We start from the raw sequence: 13,104 nt of genomic DNA on the forward strand, positions 1-13,104 counted from the left end.
GAGGGACTTCGCCGAGCATCTTCCACGCTCAGGAGACTGGCAATGACCCAGACCGTCAAACTCTCGAAGCTGAAGCGCTCCGAGAAGAACGCCCGTACCACGCCGCCCAAGAACATCGAGGCGATGGCCGCCAGCCAGCGCGCGCGCGGCATCATCCAGAACCTGCTGATCACGCCGTGCAAGCCGCGCGGCATGTTCGAGGTAATCGCCGGCGATCGCCGCTACCTCGGCGCGATGATGCGGGCCGAACTCGGCGAAATCGTCGCCGCCGACTACGACGTGCCGGTCAAGATCGTCACCGGCAACGAGGCCGAGCTGCGCGAGCTCTCGCTGACCGAGAACTTCCAGCGCGAGGCGATGACCCCCGCCGAGGAATGCCGCGCGTTCGAACACTTCCTGCGGTCCGACGGCGACATCGATGCCGTGGCCAAACGGTTCGGTCAGACCCGGCGCTTCATCGAGGGACGCCTGCGGCTCGCGAAGCTGGCGGCCCCGGTGTTCGAGGCCCTCGCCAACGGCGACATCACGCTCGACATGGCGAAGGCCTATGGCTCCACCGAGGACCAGGCCAAGCAGGAACGCGTGTTCGCTCAATACGGCCAGCACTCCTACATCAACGCCGACCAGATCCGCCGCGCGATCGCAAACGACACCATGAAGGCGACCGACCCGGTCGCCATCCTGGTCGGGGAGGATGCGTACGCCGCCGCTGGCGGCCGCGTGGAGCGCGAACTGTTCAGCGAGGACGGCGACCGCTGGTCGGACCCCGAACTCGCCCAGTCGCTCGCCGCGACGATCATGGAAGCCGAAGCGAAGCGCCTTGGCGAGGAGCAGGGACTGGCCTGGATCCGGCCGATCGCGACCACCAACCTCTACGGCGCCACCGCGGACCTCCACCGCGTTCCGCTCGAGCCGGCGCCGCTCACCGAGGCGGAGGAGACCCGGTCGGAGGAGATCGCCGCCCGCATGGAGATCATCTCTGAGGAGATCGAGGGCTCGGACGAGGAGACCTACGCCACCTTGGAGACCGAGTACGAGGCCCTGCAGGCGGAGTATGAGGGCATCCACGGCAAGGCGCCAGTGCTGCCCGACGAGATCAAGGGACAGGTCGGGACGTTCCTGATGCTCGACCGCGCCGGCAAACTCGTGCTGGAGACTTCCTACTTCAGCGAGACGCCGTTGCGGGCACCCGGCGACACGACCGAGCCGAAGGCGACCGGCGCCACGCGCGAAACCGGCTCGCTCCCGCCCGAGGCGGTTGCGCCGGGCGGCAAGAAGCTGAGCGCGAAGCTCCACGACGAGCTGGCGGTCCAGCGCCGCGACATCCTCGCCGCCTCGATCCTGGCCGACCCCGGACTGGCGCTCGACTATGCCCTGTTCGCGATGGTCGACCGCTCCCGCAACTACGGTCGGTCCGGAACCACGCTCACGGCCGGTCGGCCCAACGACCCGCAGATGCCGCCCGACTTCGCTCCCACCCAGGCGAAGCTGGCCGTCGCCGAAGCGCGTGAGGCGCTCGACACGAGCTGGTCCGAGGCCAAGGAGGCGGTCGACCGGTTCGAGGCGTTCCGGGCGCTCGACGACGACGCCAAGGCCGCCTGGCTGGCGATGGTCGTCGCGGACTCGCTCGAGGCGAAGCAGGATTACGGCGCGGTCACGACCAACCCGCTGCATGCCCGTCTCGCGTCGATCCTGGAGATCGACGTCGCCAAGTGGTGGCGGCCCAATGTGAAGAACTTCTTCAACCGGGTCAGCAAGGGCACCTGCCTCGCCACGCTCACCGAGGTGGGGGGTGCCACGCTCGCCGCCCGCTACATCGGGTCCAAGAAGGGCGACATCGAGACGAGCTGCGAGCGGTTGTTCGCCGGCGAGGCGATCACCGAGGCGGAAACCAAGGAGGCGGCGCTCGCCTGGGTGCCCGACGCCATGCGCTTCGACGCGGTCGGATCGGTCGATCTGGTCGAGGAGACCGACCCCGCCGACGACGACGCCGATCTCGACGGCGATGGCGGCCCGGGCGGCGAGCAGCTGCCCGCGGACGATGGCGCCGGCCTGGACGGCGTGAACGACGACACCGACCTGGTCGCCGCCGAGTAGCCCCCGCCTAACCCCCTCCCGGGCAAACTGGCGGCCGTCCCGATCCGGCGGCCGCCTTCTTCTTCGCAGGCGTCTTGCCGCGCCTCTTGGGGAGCATCCGACATGACCTACCGTCGCAAATCCGACGCGCCGCGGCGCGACGTCGCCGCAGAGATCACGAACCTAATCATCGAGAAGCTCGAAACGGGCGTCCTGCCCTGGTCCCGGCCGTGGGGCCTGACGGGCGCAGGAGGCCGTCCGCTGCGCCATTGCGGCACGCCCTACACCGGGATCAACACCCTCTACCTCTGGGCAATCGGCGACGCCCGCGGTTATGACAGCCGTACCTGGATGACCTATCGTCAGGCCGAGGAGCTGGGCGGCCAGGTCCGGCGCGGCGAGCGGGGCTCGCTGAGCGTGTACTTCTCCAGCTTCTCGAAGACGGAGACGGACCGCGTCACCGGCGCCGAAGCGACAAAGAACATCCGCTTCCTGCGCTCGTACATCGTCTTCAACGTCGACCAGATCGACGGCCTGCCGAGCTATTACTATCCCGTCCCCGCACCGCCCGCGCCGCGCGTGGAGTCCGAGCATCGCGCCGCGATCGATGCGTTCTTCGACGCCTTGCCGGGCAACGTCCGGCATGGCGGCGACCAGGCCTACTTCTCGCCGATCGGCGATTACATCCAGATGCCCAAGCGTGGCGCGTTCCGCTCCGACGACCATTACGCCAGCACGCTCGGGCACGAATACACCCACTGGTCAGGAGCCGCAAACCGGCTGGGGCGCGAGTTCGGCAAGCGCTTCGGGGACAGCGCCTACGCGTTCGAGGAGTTGGTGGCCTCGATCGGCCAGTGCCTCGTCTGTGCCGAGCTCGGGCTGCCGGGCGACCTCCACGATAACCACGCGAGCTATATCGATCACTGGCTCAAGATCCTGAAGTCGGACTCGAGCGCGATCATCAAGGCCGCCTCCAAGGCGGAGCAGGCCTTCGCCTACCTGAGGGATCTCGCGCGGCCCGCCAGCCCGGCCTCCGCTGAGGAGGCAGCGACCGATTGGCGCGAGCCCGAAGCGCTCGCAGCATGACCCATCCTCGCAGGAGCCGCAGCCATGCGCATCGAGTTGAAGAAGCTGAAGGTCGTCACCGCGCTCTCCGAGGAGACGACCTCCTACACCGCCGAGGTCTGGATCGATGGTGCAAAGGCGTTCCTCGCGTCCAACCGTGGTCACGGCGCCGCGGACGACTTCCATCAGGTCGGCACCATCACCGAACGCTCCGTCGACGCATGGCTCGCCGCGAACCGGGCGTCCACCCGTATCGGCGACACCGTGCTCGATCACACGCTCGAGTTCGAGGTCGCCGCGCTGATCGGGAGGATCGAGGAAGCCAAGCGCCTCCGCCGGGCCTTCAGGACGCAACTCGTCGCGATCGATGACGGCAAGGTCTACAGCTATTCCTTGAAGGGCCGGGACCCGTCCGTCGTTGCCGCCGCTGCCCGCCGGCAGCGTCCCGGGCTCCGCGTCGTCAACGGCGACGAACAGGCGCTCGAGGAGGCGATCGACCTGATGATCGCGCAAGCCGACCAGGCGTCGTCATGAGGCTCGATCTCCTGGATCTGCTCGCGCCCGCGCCGCTCGATCCCTTGTGGGAAGCCGAGAAGTCGGGCTGGCGGTGCTTTGTCTTTGGCAACCCCGGCTGCTGCTACCGACGTGGCAGCCGGCTCGCGGCCGCCTGGGAAAGAGGCTTCGCCGCAGCGGAACGATCGTCGGACCCGGCCGGCCTGATGCTCTGACCGGGCGAAGGGGAGGGGGAGGCGGGATTGTGGGCGCGACAGGCGCTCAGGACCCGGAGACCGCCATGCCCTACGACGTCGCCTTCCGCCATCAGCAGGCGCTCGATCCCAGCGCGCTGACCACCATCACTGCCGGCCTCCACGCCCTGACGCGTGCGATCGACGACTGCCGCAACGCCGGCGTCGATCACGAGAGCGACGCCGCGGTCGTCCTCTTGGCGCGGCACCTCGGCACGGTCACCCAGGACCGGCCTGTCGAGGCCATCATGCGGCGACGGTGCATGGAGAGCATCAACGAGCTGCAGCGTTTCCCCGCGCTGTTGACGCTCGCAATCCGGGGCGTCGCGTACGATGCCGCTGCCAAGGACCTCTTCCACGCCGATGGTCGCAAGGCGATGCGCAACCTAGCCGCCGCCCTGGCGCTGGCGGACGGCAGCTACACCATCCGGTCCAACCGATCCGGCCCGTCCGTGTCGGGCGAGATCACGCTCCATGGCGAGGAGGTCTGGGTCCAGCTGTCGCTCGGCGCGCTCGGGCCCGAGTATGAGGTGACGTTCCGCCGCGTCCGCGGTCAGCACGACCATCTGGGCGACCGCCGGCGCTTCGCCGCCATTCGGGAGCTGCTCAACGCCGAGCGCTTCGCCGAGCGGCTCCGGCGCGAGCTTCGCTTGGCCCCGGCCACCACCCAGCCCATCGCCCTGGTCGGCTGATACGCCATGGAAGCCCTCGCCACCCGCGTGCGCGTGACCGGCGCGAGCCCGCGCTACCAGTATCGCCTCTATGCACGCTTCGCGGCGCTGTCACCGGAACGTCAGTCGCTGATCCACTATCACAGCGACTTCGGGCACGGGCACGGGCTCCTCGCCCGGATGACCGAGGTGATCGCGCCCATGTCGTGGCTGGAGATGCCGCCCGGCCTGGAAAAGGCCGCGCAGGGGCGAGCCATCCACGAGCTTGCCGCCGCGATCGAGGCCACCGTCCTATCCGCGCTCTTCCCCGAAATGACCGCGTCGCCGGTGCCGCTTCTGTCCGCGCACCCGGAGGAACTCCCCGACGCTCGCATCACGGCCGTGGTGGCGGACCTCATGGGCCGGTTCGTCAGGCTCACCGCCGACGCCGCCGCGCTGAACCATCTCGACCCCCGCCGCGCCTGACGCGGCTCACTCCCGAAAGGATCTATCATGGGCTGGCTCACCATGCCGCTGTCGTCGATGCACCCGTACGCCTCCCCGAAGGCTTACCTCGATGGGCAGTTCACCTACGACCGGCGCGACGATGCCGGAAAGGGCAGGGCGCTCCGCATCATCGCGTCATCCTGCCAGCGCAACCAGGTCTACTATGCGGCCGCGGTGCCCAGCACCGACGGCGTCGACGGCCCGGCCTTCGCGGTCGTGTGTCTGGTCAAGTGGAACCCGCGCGACAAGGAGGGATACGTGTTCGGCTACAAGGACAGTGCGCCGTTGCGGCGCTGAAATGGAGTATCAGTGATGATGAGGTAAGTTGAGAATGCCTCTGCTCGCCGGACTAACCTCGGGCCTCACAAGGTCTGAAATCCCGAAAGGGACGGGGAACAATAGCATGTTCGGAAAAGGCCAGATGCGTCTTAGTCGCAAATGGAGGCGATGACGGTCAGGGCAAGGTGCGTATGGTGAAGGCTACACTGCTTAAATCCCAGTCTGCAGCAATCTATATAGCGATACTGGCGAAAGCGACTGTCACGCCAGGTCCGGATGATGACAGCGGTCTCATGTCTTGGCCGCCTGTTTCTCAGCCCATCCGGTGCGCCTCTCGTCGAGGGGTTTAGTGGACGAACGGGACACCTAACCGCGCCGCATCTCCATTCAGCGTAACTACGGGATGCCCTAAACAGGCGGCTTCTGCCGGCCTGCATGGGTACGGAGCCGCCATATTACTCAAATGCCCGGGGTAATGCCCGGGACATCGACCTCTTCGGAGGCGGCGGTGCAACTGTATAAGGTCTCGAGCGATCGGGCCGAAAGCGGGGAAGACCGGGGGAAGGGCGGCAGCTGTGATTCTTCAACCACCGATCATGGGGTGTGCTGATGCTGCCAGAAACTGTGAAAGGCCGGTTGGAGGCCATTCCGGCGCTCGTTGCGTCGGGCAAAAGGGTGAATGGACTCTATCGTCTGATGGGGTCTCGCCTCCTTTGGGAGGAGGGGCTCCAGAAGATCGGATCCAACAAGGGTGCGATGACGCCGGGTATTGACGGCGAGACCTTCGCGGACTTCGGACCGGAAGACCTCGACCCGATTATCGCCAGCGTGACGGCAGGGACCTATGATCCCAAACCAGTGCGTCGGGTGTTTATCCCGAAAGGCAAGGGCAAACGGCGTCCGCTGGGCATTCCCACGCGCGACGACCGCCTCGTTCAGGAAGTGGCGCGGCAACTGCTCGAACGGATCTATGAACCGGTGTTCTCGAACGCCTCCCATGGATTCCGGCCGGGCCGGTCGTGTCATACGGCGCTTGAACACGTCAAAGCCGTATGGACGGGGGTGAAATGGCTCGTAGATGTGGATGTCGCGGGGTTCTTCGAGAACATCGACCACGACATCCTCCTGCGGCTGTTGCGGAAAAGGATCGATGACGAGAAATTCATCGGCTTGATCGGCAGCATGCTTAAGGCGGGTGTTATGGAAGACCGGGTTCACACCCGGACCTACAGCGGCACTCCGCAGGGCGGTATCGTCTCTCCAATCTTGGCCAACATCTACCTCCATGAACTCGATATGTTCATGGCGGAACGGATCGCGGCTTTCGAGAGGGGGAAGGTCCGTGCCACGAACCCGGAATATGGGCGACTGGCTGGGCGCATCCAGAAACAACGGAAGCGCGTCACCATGCTGCGGGCCAAAGACAATGTCGACGAGGTGAAGGTTGCGGCCTCCTTGGCCAAAATCCAAACCTTACTGCCGCAAAAGCGGTCCATCCCGTCGAGAGACGCGATGGACCCCGGTTATCGCCGACTTCGTTACTGTCGCTACGCGGACGACTTCATGATTGGGGTTATCGGTAGCAAGGAGGATGCACGAAGCGTGTTCGCCGAAGTCAGGGCATTCCTGACCGAGGCGCTGGCGCTCACGGTGTCCGAGGAGAAAAGCGGTATCCGCAAGGCGAGCGATGGAGCCGCCTTCCTTGGATATGAGGTCCGCACATATACGACACGCCAACGGGTTGTCCGGAGCCGACAAGGTTCCGTCAGCTTCCTTCGTAGGCCGCCGTCGGAAGTGATGCAGCTGCATGTCCCTTGGGAGAAGGTCCACGCGTTCGCTTCTGCAAAAGGTTATGGTGATCTGTCGGTGTTGAAGCCGCGTCATCGTAGCCTGCTGCTCAGCTGCAGCGACGTTGAGATCGTCCTAGCTTACAACGCCGAATTGCGGGGTTTTGCGAACTACTATGCTCTCGCCAAGGATGTGAGCTTCAAGCTGAACAGGCTTGAGTTTCTCCAGCGGTGGAGCTTGTTCAAGACCTTGGCCAGCAAGCACAAAACCAATGTGCGAGCGGTCGTGGCCCGCATGAGGACGGGGCAGGAATTCACCATCGGCTACGACGTCGATGGCCAGCCCCGATCGGTCAAAGTCTGGAAACTGGCTCATCTGAAACGTGATCCGGCCACCTCGTCCAGGATTGATATCCAGCCTTGGACGCAGGTGTTCACCCACTCACGTACGGACTGGGTTGATCGTCAGAATGCCAAGCAATGCGAGGCTTGCGGTCGATCCGATGTTCCGTGTCAGGTGCACCATATCCGGGGGATGGCCGATGTTTCGCACCGCGGTTTTGTCGTGAGAATGAAGGTGGCACGCGCCCGCAGGACGGTGGTCCTGTGCGAGCAATGCCACTGGGATACTCACAGAGGCCGCCTGCCCGATCTACGGCAAAGTGATGGTTCGTCACAGTGGAGAGCCGCATGCGGTGAAAGCTGCACGTGCGGTTCGGCGGGGGGATCAGGGCTGACTCCATGAGCAGCACCAATCCTACCCGACTGACCGAACACATGGGACCATGCGAGGCCGAGTGTCCGGAGCGCATCCTCGCCCTCCTCGGCGACACCGACGATCCCTCAGCGCTCAACTGGCGGCGTCGCTGCATCGACAATCTCGCCCGCACCGCTCGGGCGCTGGAGGACGGGATGCGGATCCGCCTGCCCGCTCCGGTGAAGTTCACCGACGGCTACGAGGGAGACGAGTTCGTCGTCCACAAGCGCGGCCGCCGCATCGGGCCCGCGAAGCCCGGGTCCAGCTATCCTGGCTACCGGGTCAGCGGCCTGCGCCAGATGGCATGGACGATCATCCCCGAGACCAAGGTCCACAAGACCGTCTTCGCTTGATCGACAATCACCACCAACCCAGGATCACGGTCATGATCGCTTTTCACGACCCGTCAGCCCTCAGCCCGAAGCGTCGGGTCCTCTGCAGCAGCCTGAACGCGCAGCGCATCGCCGCGCGCATGGTCGACGACGGGACGGACTGCGTCTCGATCGTCCGCACCGGCAACCCGCTCCAACCGCTGCGCATCGTCGCAGAGTGCGTCGACGGCGCGGACGTCGAACTCGAGATGCGCCTCGCATGAAAGGGCCGGTCATCCTCCCGCTCGTCGCGCTCGCCGCTTGCGGCGCCAGCCCACAGCGGGACGGCGCGCAGCCCGCCCTGCAAGGAAGGGCGCGCGCGCTCGACGGCGATACCGTCTCGCTCGACTTCCGCTTCTCTGGCGCCGACGCGGTGGAATCGAAGCAGCTCTGCGGACGACAAGGGGGCTGCTATCCCTGCGGCAAGCTCGCCCAGGACGCGACGGCGCGAATGCTCCGGAGCGGCGAGGCCTCGATCCGGCTGGTCGGCAACAGCAGCTACGGTCGGCCGGTCGCGATCGTCAGCGTCGACGGCTCCGACCTCGGCGAGCAGCTGATCGCGCAGGGCTTCGCGGTTCCGGCCGTGGAGTACCTGAAGCGCGATCCCGAACGCGCGACCCGGTACGTCGCGGCGTTCGAGGACGCGCGCGCGCATCGCCGCGGCATCCACTCCGGTGATTGGATCGAGCCGGCGCGCTGGCGACGGGGTGCCCGGCTCGCCTGCGAGAGGCGCGGCGACCGGCGATCAGCGCTGGCGCCGTCCGAGCAGCGGTCGAACCAATAACTCAGATCAGGGTTGTATCAGCCATGTCCAAGTCCACCATTCCCTATGCCCTGGCGGTCGAAGACGACCCGTTTGTCCAGATGGAAATCGTCGACATCCTTCAGGACGCAGGCTTCCGCTGCCATTCGGCGGATGACGGCGATGCCGCAAAGGAAATGCTGCCGCTCTTCGCGGAGAGCATCACCCTTCTGTTCTCCGACGTCGAGATGCCGGGCGCGACGAACGGCTTCGATCTCGCGAGGCACGTGGCCGAGCATTACCCGTGGATCGAGATCGTGATCGCGAGCGGGCGAATGAAGCCGAGCCAAGGGGATATGCCGCCCAGAGCGACCTTCATCGGGAAGCCGTTCTCGGCGTCGATGATCCACGACCACCTCCGCGAAATCCTGCCGGACGGGAAGAAGCCCGAACCGTTGAAGACGGCTGCCTGACTGGGAACGGCTTGCCCGCACGCGACGTTGAACCATCACCCCCCTAACGAGAAGGGCGGCCCCGGCTCACGCCAGGGCCGCCTTTTCTTTTGCCGTCAGGCCGGGAGTTCCGGGCCCGTCATCCGGTCGAACGCCTCGTAGCCGGGGCCGGGATCGAACGACCAGGATGCCCCGATCTCGAAATCCGGGTCGAACCTGCCGACCGGTCCATCCGGCTCGGCTTCGACATAGGGCGAGAACAGCGGCGCGACCGGCCGCTTCATCCGCATCAGCTGACCCGCGAAGCGGCCGCGCGCCTCCAGCACCCCTTCCAGCCACAGCAGATCATCGAGGATGAGGACGATGCCCTTGCCCGCCAGCGCGTAGAAGATGCACCGCTGGAAGTCGTCACACCGGTTGCCGAGGATCGTCGTCAGCTTGCGCTTTCCGGCCGGCTCTCCCGCATGGATCCACTCGATCGCCTCACGGAGCTCGCGGACCGAATAGTAGGCGTCCTCCGGCCCCAGGCCGATGCAGGCGGTCGCGATCATCCGCCGGGTGGGTCGAATGGCCGGATCGACCGACGCCTCCTTGAGCGTCAGATCGAGGTCGATCGCTTCGATGCAGTCGGTCTTCATGGCGCGCTTCTCCTCGGCCGTGAACGTACCGTGAACATCGTGGACCGCGCAAGCACAATATCGTATGGGTTGGTCATGTGGTTGGTCCCGCGCGACACTCGTGGACTCCAGCAGCGCACGCCCGTGCCGGACGTCGTGCGCGCAGCGCTCGTCCGCTGGTACAAGGGCGATGGCGAGGACAGCGATCACCGCGCGTCGGTGATCATGGTCGTCAAGGCGCGCGACCACCATCAGTGGATCGCGTGCGACTGCCTGGGAGACGCTGACGCCCCACCTCTGCTGTCACCTGCCTACCTCTCGGAGGCGGAGACCTACTACCTGCGACGCCTGACCAGCGTCCGCCAGCGCCGCCCCGAACACGACCTCGACTGTCCCTTCTATCGCGAGCAGGCACCGCCCCGCATCCGCGAGAAGGCCACCGCGACCCCGCGCACGATCAACGAACCCGACGGCATGTTCTCTGCCCACCGCCTGGCGCCCGAGAAACTCGCCCAGCTGCCGGACGAGGACGAGCCGGACGATCGCACCCGCGGCGTCGCCATCCCCCGTCTGGCGCGGCTCCTGTGGCTGCTCATGGAGATGGCGCACGTCAACATCGTGGAGCCGTTGGAGGCCGGCGAGCCGCGCACGACGTCGATGGCCAGCGAGTTCGCCGCCATGCGCCGGGCGGCCGAGCGCGTCGAGATCGCGCCGGGCGTTCCGCTCGCTCGCCACTTCTATACCCACGTCGAACCTTACGAGCGCGGTGTGGTGTTCGCGAAGCTGCGCGAAGCGGCCAAGAAATGGCCGAGCGGCCACGCCCCGCAAGCCTTCCTCCTGCTCTATGCCGTCGATATTTCGGGAACGACCATCACCCTCGCCGAGGGCCGTGAGCTGGAGGTGAAGAACCGCATCCGGCACATCGGCGTCCACCAGCGCAAGATCGGCGCCCCGTACCTGGTGCTCGCCGTCGTGGGGGAGCACAATCCTCGCGAGGGCTACGCGGCGCTGCGAGCCTATGCTCAGCCGATCGCCCGGCCCTCGAACTTCGTCGCCATCCACAACGCCGCCGAGCGCGAGACGATCGTCGGCCTGCTCGACCTGCAGTACCGGTTCCGACGTCGTGGTATCGGGATCGGCTTCAAGCGCCTGCTGTTTGACGTCGCGACGAGCGCCGGCGAGATGCGCCCCGACATGCTTCTCGACCTACGCGACTTCACGACCGGCGAGGTCATGGAAGCTGCGCTGGAGGTCGTGACGGGATCGGACGCCGATAGCCTCGGATTGAAGCTACGCCAGGTGGAGAAGCTGCGGACGATCGCGCCCGTGGTGACGATCCACAACGAGGATCTCGAGGCCGATGGCCTTGAGGCGGCGATCATGGACCAGCTCCACATCGGCTGACCGGCAAGTCACGAAGCATCCTCGATGGCAGCGTCGAAGCAGCAAAAGCCATGTTCCCGAATGAGGCGGCGCGCCTCTTCCTCGTCCGCATGATCTAGCGTCACCTGGCGGACCCGCGTCCACGGCCCGTGTTCGTCCGGCAGCGGAGCGCCGTCCGGATCCGCGCACAGCGCCATCAGACCGGCTTCGCCGGCGAACAGCCACGCGGGCACGGGATTATCCTGCTCGTCACTCATCGCGCCGGACAATGCCTAGAACGACCAGCATCTTCCAGAGGTCGGGGAGGGGAGGGGGAGGGATCAGTCGTACCGCGAAGGAGACGACAGTTGACCCACCATCCTTGCCCCGCACCTGCCGAGACGATCTGGGGCGTTCCCGACACCGCCAGTCAGGTCCTCCCGGGCGTCTGGCACGTGAAGACGCCCAGCCACGGCGGGTATGTCCTGTCGGACGAACGACAAGCGTCCATGCCGGACGCGCTGCGCCGCGACGATCCGTTCTACGAGGAGGACGTCGACTGGTCGCTGGTGATGCTCGGCTTCGCGCTCGAGTTCCGGCGCCTGCCGATCGCCGGGATCGGCCTGCAGGTCGAGAATGCGCGCCGTTCCGTCCGGGCATGGCATCCGCAACGCTACAGCGCCTTCACGGGCGAGGAGGTGCCGCCATCGGAGAGCCACGTCCTGCGCCGACGCGCCGCCTACCTGGCCGTCGTCGGCCAGTACGCCTCGACCTCGGGGTTCGGCGACTGGGCCGATTGGGTCCCCAAGGGAATGGTCGGCATCACCTTCCGCAAAGTCGACAGCGTCGATGCCCTCGGGTTTGCCCGGTACACCGGCAATCCGATCCACGGCCTGGTTGACCAGGCGCGCTATGCCGAACGCGGCGACGTCGAGACCTTCGACAGCCTGGCCGCCACACGGGTCGAGAGCACCGCTCCAATCACCAAGCAGGTCACCTGACCCGACCGGACCTGAACCGCAATACAATTGCAATGCGCCTTGCACTGCGCTCGCACCGCCTGCGGCCGCCAGCCGGAGTCTCCTACCATGAGCGTCTATCTGTATCTCTTTCACGGCCGTGACAGCCTCGGCCAGGACATGGACGACTGGGGTTCCGAGGGGGCCACTATCGGGCCGCTCAGCTACGTTCACACCACCTACGGCAGCGAGGTGAAGATCCGCGGTGCCCGGGCGGTACTGGAGAAGTTCTTCCCGGAGGCGGACATCCACTTCCACGACGGCCACGGTGAGCATGCGATCCAGCTCGCCGGTGACTGCCTGCCGCACGACGGCAAGCTCTACGGCGACTGGAGCGTGTGCGGCACCGACGCCCTGCGTTCGCCGACAGCGTCGCCGGTCACCCCGGTATGCGACGTCTGCGGGAGCGCCGACCTGGTCAAGGACGCAGCCGCGACATGGAATCGCGACCACCAGGAATGGTCGCTCCTGTCGACCTACGATTCCACCACCTGCCAGCGTTGCGAACGCGAAGGCGACGATATCGCGAGCTGGGTGCCGAACGCCCAGGCACCGTCGCGCGAGAGCGATCAGGCTGAGGTCGAGCTTCCATCGACGGGGGCGGCCGAGGCCGAAGGGGAGGGGGAGCGGGAGAGCAGGCGTGACTGACCGCGCCAGCCTCCAGGAGCTTTTCC

Annotated in this window: 17 protein-coding genes; 15 read left to right on the top strand and 2 right to left on the bottom strand. The window is 66.2% G+C overall.

Annotated elements, in window-relative coordinates; translation table 11 throughout:
- Window positions 1-42 precede the first annotated feature (42 nt).
- The 12 genes from ABC319_RS19045 to ABC319_RS19100 all read left to right on the top strand — a co-directional run bounded on the left by ABC319_RS19045 (window position 43) and on the right by ABC319_RS19100 (window position 9,453).
- Window positions 43-2,097: a ParB/RepB/Spo0J family partition protein gene (locus ABC319_RS19045; protein WP_413071839.1), complete on the top strand. Its 2,055-nt coding sequence runs from the start codon at window positions 43-45 to the stop codon at window positions 2,095-2,097.
- Window positions 2,098-2,199: 102 nt separating this feature from the next.
- Entirely contained in the window at window positions 2,200-3,162 is a 963-nt protein-coding gene (locus ABC319_RS19050; RefSeq protein WP_413071840.1) for an ArdC family protein, read from the top strand.
- Window positions 3,163-3,198: 36 nt separating this feature from the next.
- Complete coding sequence (locus tag ABC319_RS19055; protein ID WP_413071841.1) at window positions 3,199-3,675, top strand: hypothetical protein; 477 nt, start codon at window positions 3,199-3,201, stop codon at window positions 3,673-3,675.
- Complete coding sequence (locus ABC319_RS19060) at window positions 3,672-3,869, top strand: hypothetical protein (RefSeq protein ID WP_413071842.1); 198 nt, start codon at window positions 3,672-3,674, stop codon at window positions 3,867-3,869. The genes ABC319_RS19055 and ABC319_RS19060 overlap by 4 nt, the downstream gene beginning before the upstream one ends.
- Window positions 3,870-3,934: 65 nt before the next feature.
- The gene (locus tag ABC319_RS19065) at window positions 3,935-4,579 is read left to right on the top strand and encodes a hypothetical protein (RefSeq protein WP_413071843.1); all 645 of its coding nucleotides are present in this window, start codon (window positions 3,935-3,937) and stop codon (window positions 4,577-4,579) included.
- A 6-nt stretch (window positions 4,580-4,585) separates the two neighbouring features.
- Window positions 4,586-5,023 carry a hypothetical protein gene (locus ABC319_RS19070; RefSeq protein WP_413071844.1) on the top strand — a complete coding sequence of 146 codons (438 nt, stop codon included), beginning with the start codon at window positions 4,586-4,588 and terminating at the stop codon, window positions 5,021-5,023.
- Between the two features lie 27 nt (window positions 5,024-5,050).
- Window positions 5,051-5,341: a hypothetical protein gene (locus ABC319_RS19075; RefSeq protein WP_413071845.1), complete on the top strand. Its 291-nt coding sequence runs from the start codon at window positions 5,051-5,053 to the stop codon at window positions 5,339-5,341.
- 591 nt (window positions 5,342-5,932) lie between these two features.
- Window positions 5,933-7,855, top strand: coding sequence for a reverse transcriptase domain-containing protein (locus tag ABC319_RS19080; RefSeq protein WP_024018999.1), 1,923 nt, complete (start codon window positions 5,933-5,935; stop codon window positions 7,853-7,855).
- The gene (locus tag ABC319_RS19085) at window positions 7,852-8,220 is read left to right on the top strand and encodes a DUF6927 domain-containing protein (RefSeq protein WP_413071846.1); all 369 of its coding nucleotides are present in this window, start codon (window positions 7,852-7,854) and stop codon (window positions 8,218-8,220) included. The genes ABC319_RS19080 and ABC319_RS19085 overlap by 4 nt, the downstream gene beginning before the upstream one ends.
- The gene (locus ABC319_RS19090; RefSeq protein ID WP_413071847.1) at window positions 8,217-8,462 is read left to right on the top strand and encodes a hypothetical protein; all 246 of its coding nucleotides are present in this window, start codon (window positions 8,217-8,219) and stop codon (window positions 8,460-8,462) included. Before ABC319_RS19085 ends, ABC319_RS19090 begins: the two co-directional genes overlap by 4 nt.
- Window positions 8,459-9,022, top strand: a complete 564-nt coding sequence (locus ABC319_RS19095) for a thermonuclease family protein (protein WP_413071848.1) — start codon at window positions 8,459-8,461, stop codon at window positions 9,020-9,022. The genes ABC319_RS19090 and ABC319_RS19095 overlap by 4 nt, the downstream gene beginning before the upstream one ends.
- Window positions 9,023-9,045: 23 nt before the next feature.
- Window positions 9,046-9,453 (top strand): response regulator, encoded by a 408-nt coding sequence (locus ABC319_RS19100; protein WP_413071849.1) that lies wholly within the window; start codon window positions 9,046-9,048, stop codon window positions 9,451-9,453.
- Window positions 9,454-9,548: 95 nt separating this feature from the next.
- On the opposite strand, the gene ABC319_RS19105 is transcribed toward ABC319_RS19100, so the two are convergent.
- Window positions 9,549-10,070 carry a hypothetical protein gene (locus ABC319_RS19105; protein ID WP_413071850.1) on the bottom strand — a complete coding sequence of 174 codons (522 nt, stop codon included), beginning with the start codon at window positions 10,068-10,070 and terminating at the stop codon, window positions 9,549-9,551.
- A gap of 75 nt (window positions 10,071-10,145) precedes the next feature.
- Here ABC319_RS19105 and ABC319_RS19110 point away from each other — a divergent pair, with 75 nt between their 5' ends.
- Window positions 10,146-11,453, top strand: coding sequence for a hypothetical protein (locus ABC319_RS19110; protein WP_413071851.1), 1,308 nt, complete (start codon window positions 10,146-10,148; stop codon window positions 11,451-11,453).
- Window positions 11,454-11,461: 8 nt separating this feature from the next.
- On the opposite strand, the gene ABC319_RS19115 is transcribed toward ABC319_RS19110, so the two are convergent.
- Window positions 11,462-11,665, bottom strand: coding sequence for a hypothetical protein (locus tag ABC319_RS19115; protein ID WP_413071852.1), 204 nt, complete (start codon window positions 11,663-11,665; stop codon window positions 11,462-11,464).
- A gap of 114 nt (window positions 11,666-11,779) precedes the next feature.
- On the opposite strand from ABC319_RS19115, the gene ABC319_RS19120 reads away from it, so the two are divergent.
- Both ABC319_RS19120 and ABC319_RS19125 read left to right on the top strand, forming a co-directional pair.
- Window positions 11,780-12,412: a DUF7007 domain-containing protein gene (locus tag ABC319_RS19120; protein ID WP_413071853.1), complete on the top strand. Its 633-nt coding sequence runs from the start codon at window positions 11,780-11,782 to the stop codon at window positions 12,410-12,412.
- A gap of 87 nt (window positions 12,413-12,499) precedes the next feature.
- Window positions 12,500-13,078, top strand: coding sequence for a hypothetical protein (locus ABC319_RS19125; RefSeq protein ID WP_413071854.1), 579 nt, complete (start codon window positions 12,500-12,502; stop codon window positions 13,076-13,078).
- Window positions 13,079-13,104: the final 26 nt, after the last annotated feature.

Source organism: Sphingomonas phoenicis (genome assembly GCF_047238005.1).
Taxonomy (GTDB): domain Bacteria; phylum Pseudomonadota; class Alphaproteobacteria; order Sphingomonadales; family Sphingomonadaceae; genus Sphingomonas.

Coding starts and splice junctions, on each gene's coding strand:
- ABC319_RS19065 (WP_413071843.1), top strand. CDS start 3,935: ATGCCCTACGACGTCGCCTTCCGCCATCAGCAGGCGCTCGATCCCAGC.
- ABC319_RS19060 (WP_413071842.1), top strand. CDS start 3,672: ATGAGGCTCGATCTCCTGGATCTGCTCGCGCCCGCGCCGCTCGATCCC.
- ABC319_RS19085 (WP_413071846.1), top strand. CDS start 7,852: ATGAGCAGCACCAATCCTACCCGACTGACCGAACACATGGGACCATGC.
- ABC319_RS19070 (WP_413071844.1), top strand. CDS start 4,586: ATGGAAGCCCTCGCCACCCGCGTGCGCGTGACCGGCGCGAGCCCGCGC.
- ABC319_RS19110 (WP_413071851.1), top strand. CDS start 10,146: ATGTGGTTGGTCCCGCGCGACACTCGTGGACTCCAGCAGCGCACGCCC.
- ABC319_RS19125 (WP_413071854.1), top strand. CDS start 12,500: ATGAGCGTCTATCTGTATCTCTTTCACGGCCGTGACAGCCTCGGCCAG.
- ABC319_RS19105 (WP_413071850.1), bottom strand. CDS start 10,070: ATGAAGACCGACTGCATCGAAGCGATCGACCTCGATCTGACGCTCAAG.
- ABC319_RS19100 (WP_413071849.1), top strand. CDS start 9,046: ATGTCCAAGTCCACCATTCCCTATGCCCTGGCGGTCGAAGACGACCCG.
- ABC319_RS19080 (WP_024018999.1), top strand. CDS start 5,933: ATGCTGCCAGAAACTGTGAAAGGCCGGTTGGAGGCCATTCCGGCGCTC.
- ABC319_RS19095 (WP_413071848.1), top strand. CDS start 8,459: ATGAAAGGGCCGGTCATCCTCCCGCTCGTCGCGCTCGCCGCTTGCGGC.
- ABC319_RS19045 (WP_413071839.1), top strand. CDS start 43: ATGACCCAGACCGTCAAACTCTCGAAGCTGAAGCGCTCCGAGAAGAAC.
- ABC319_RS19050 (WP_413071840.1), top strand. CDS start 2,200: ATGACCTACCGTCGCAAATCCGACGCGCCGCGGCGCGACGTCGCCGCA.
- ABC319_RS19075 (WP_413071845.1), top strand. CDS start 5,051: ATGGGCTGGCTCACCATGCCGCTGTCGTCGATGCACCCGTACGCCTCC.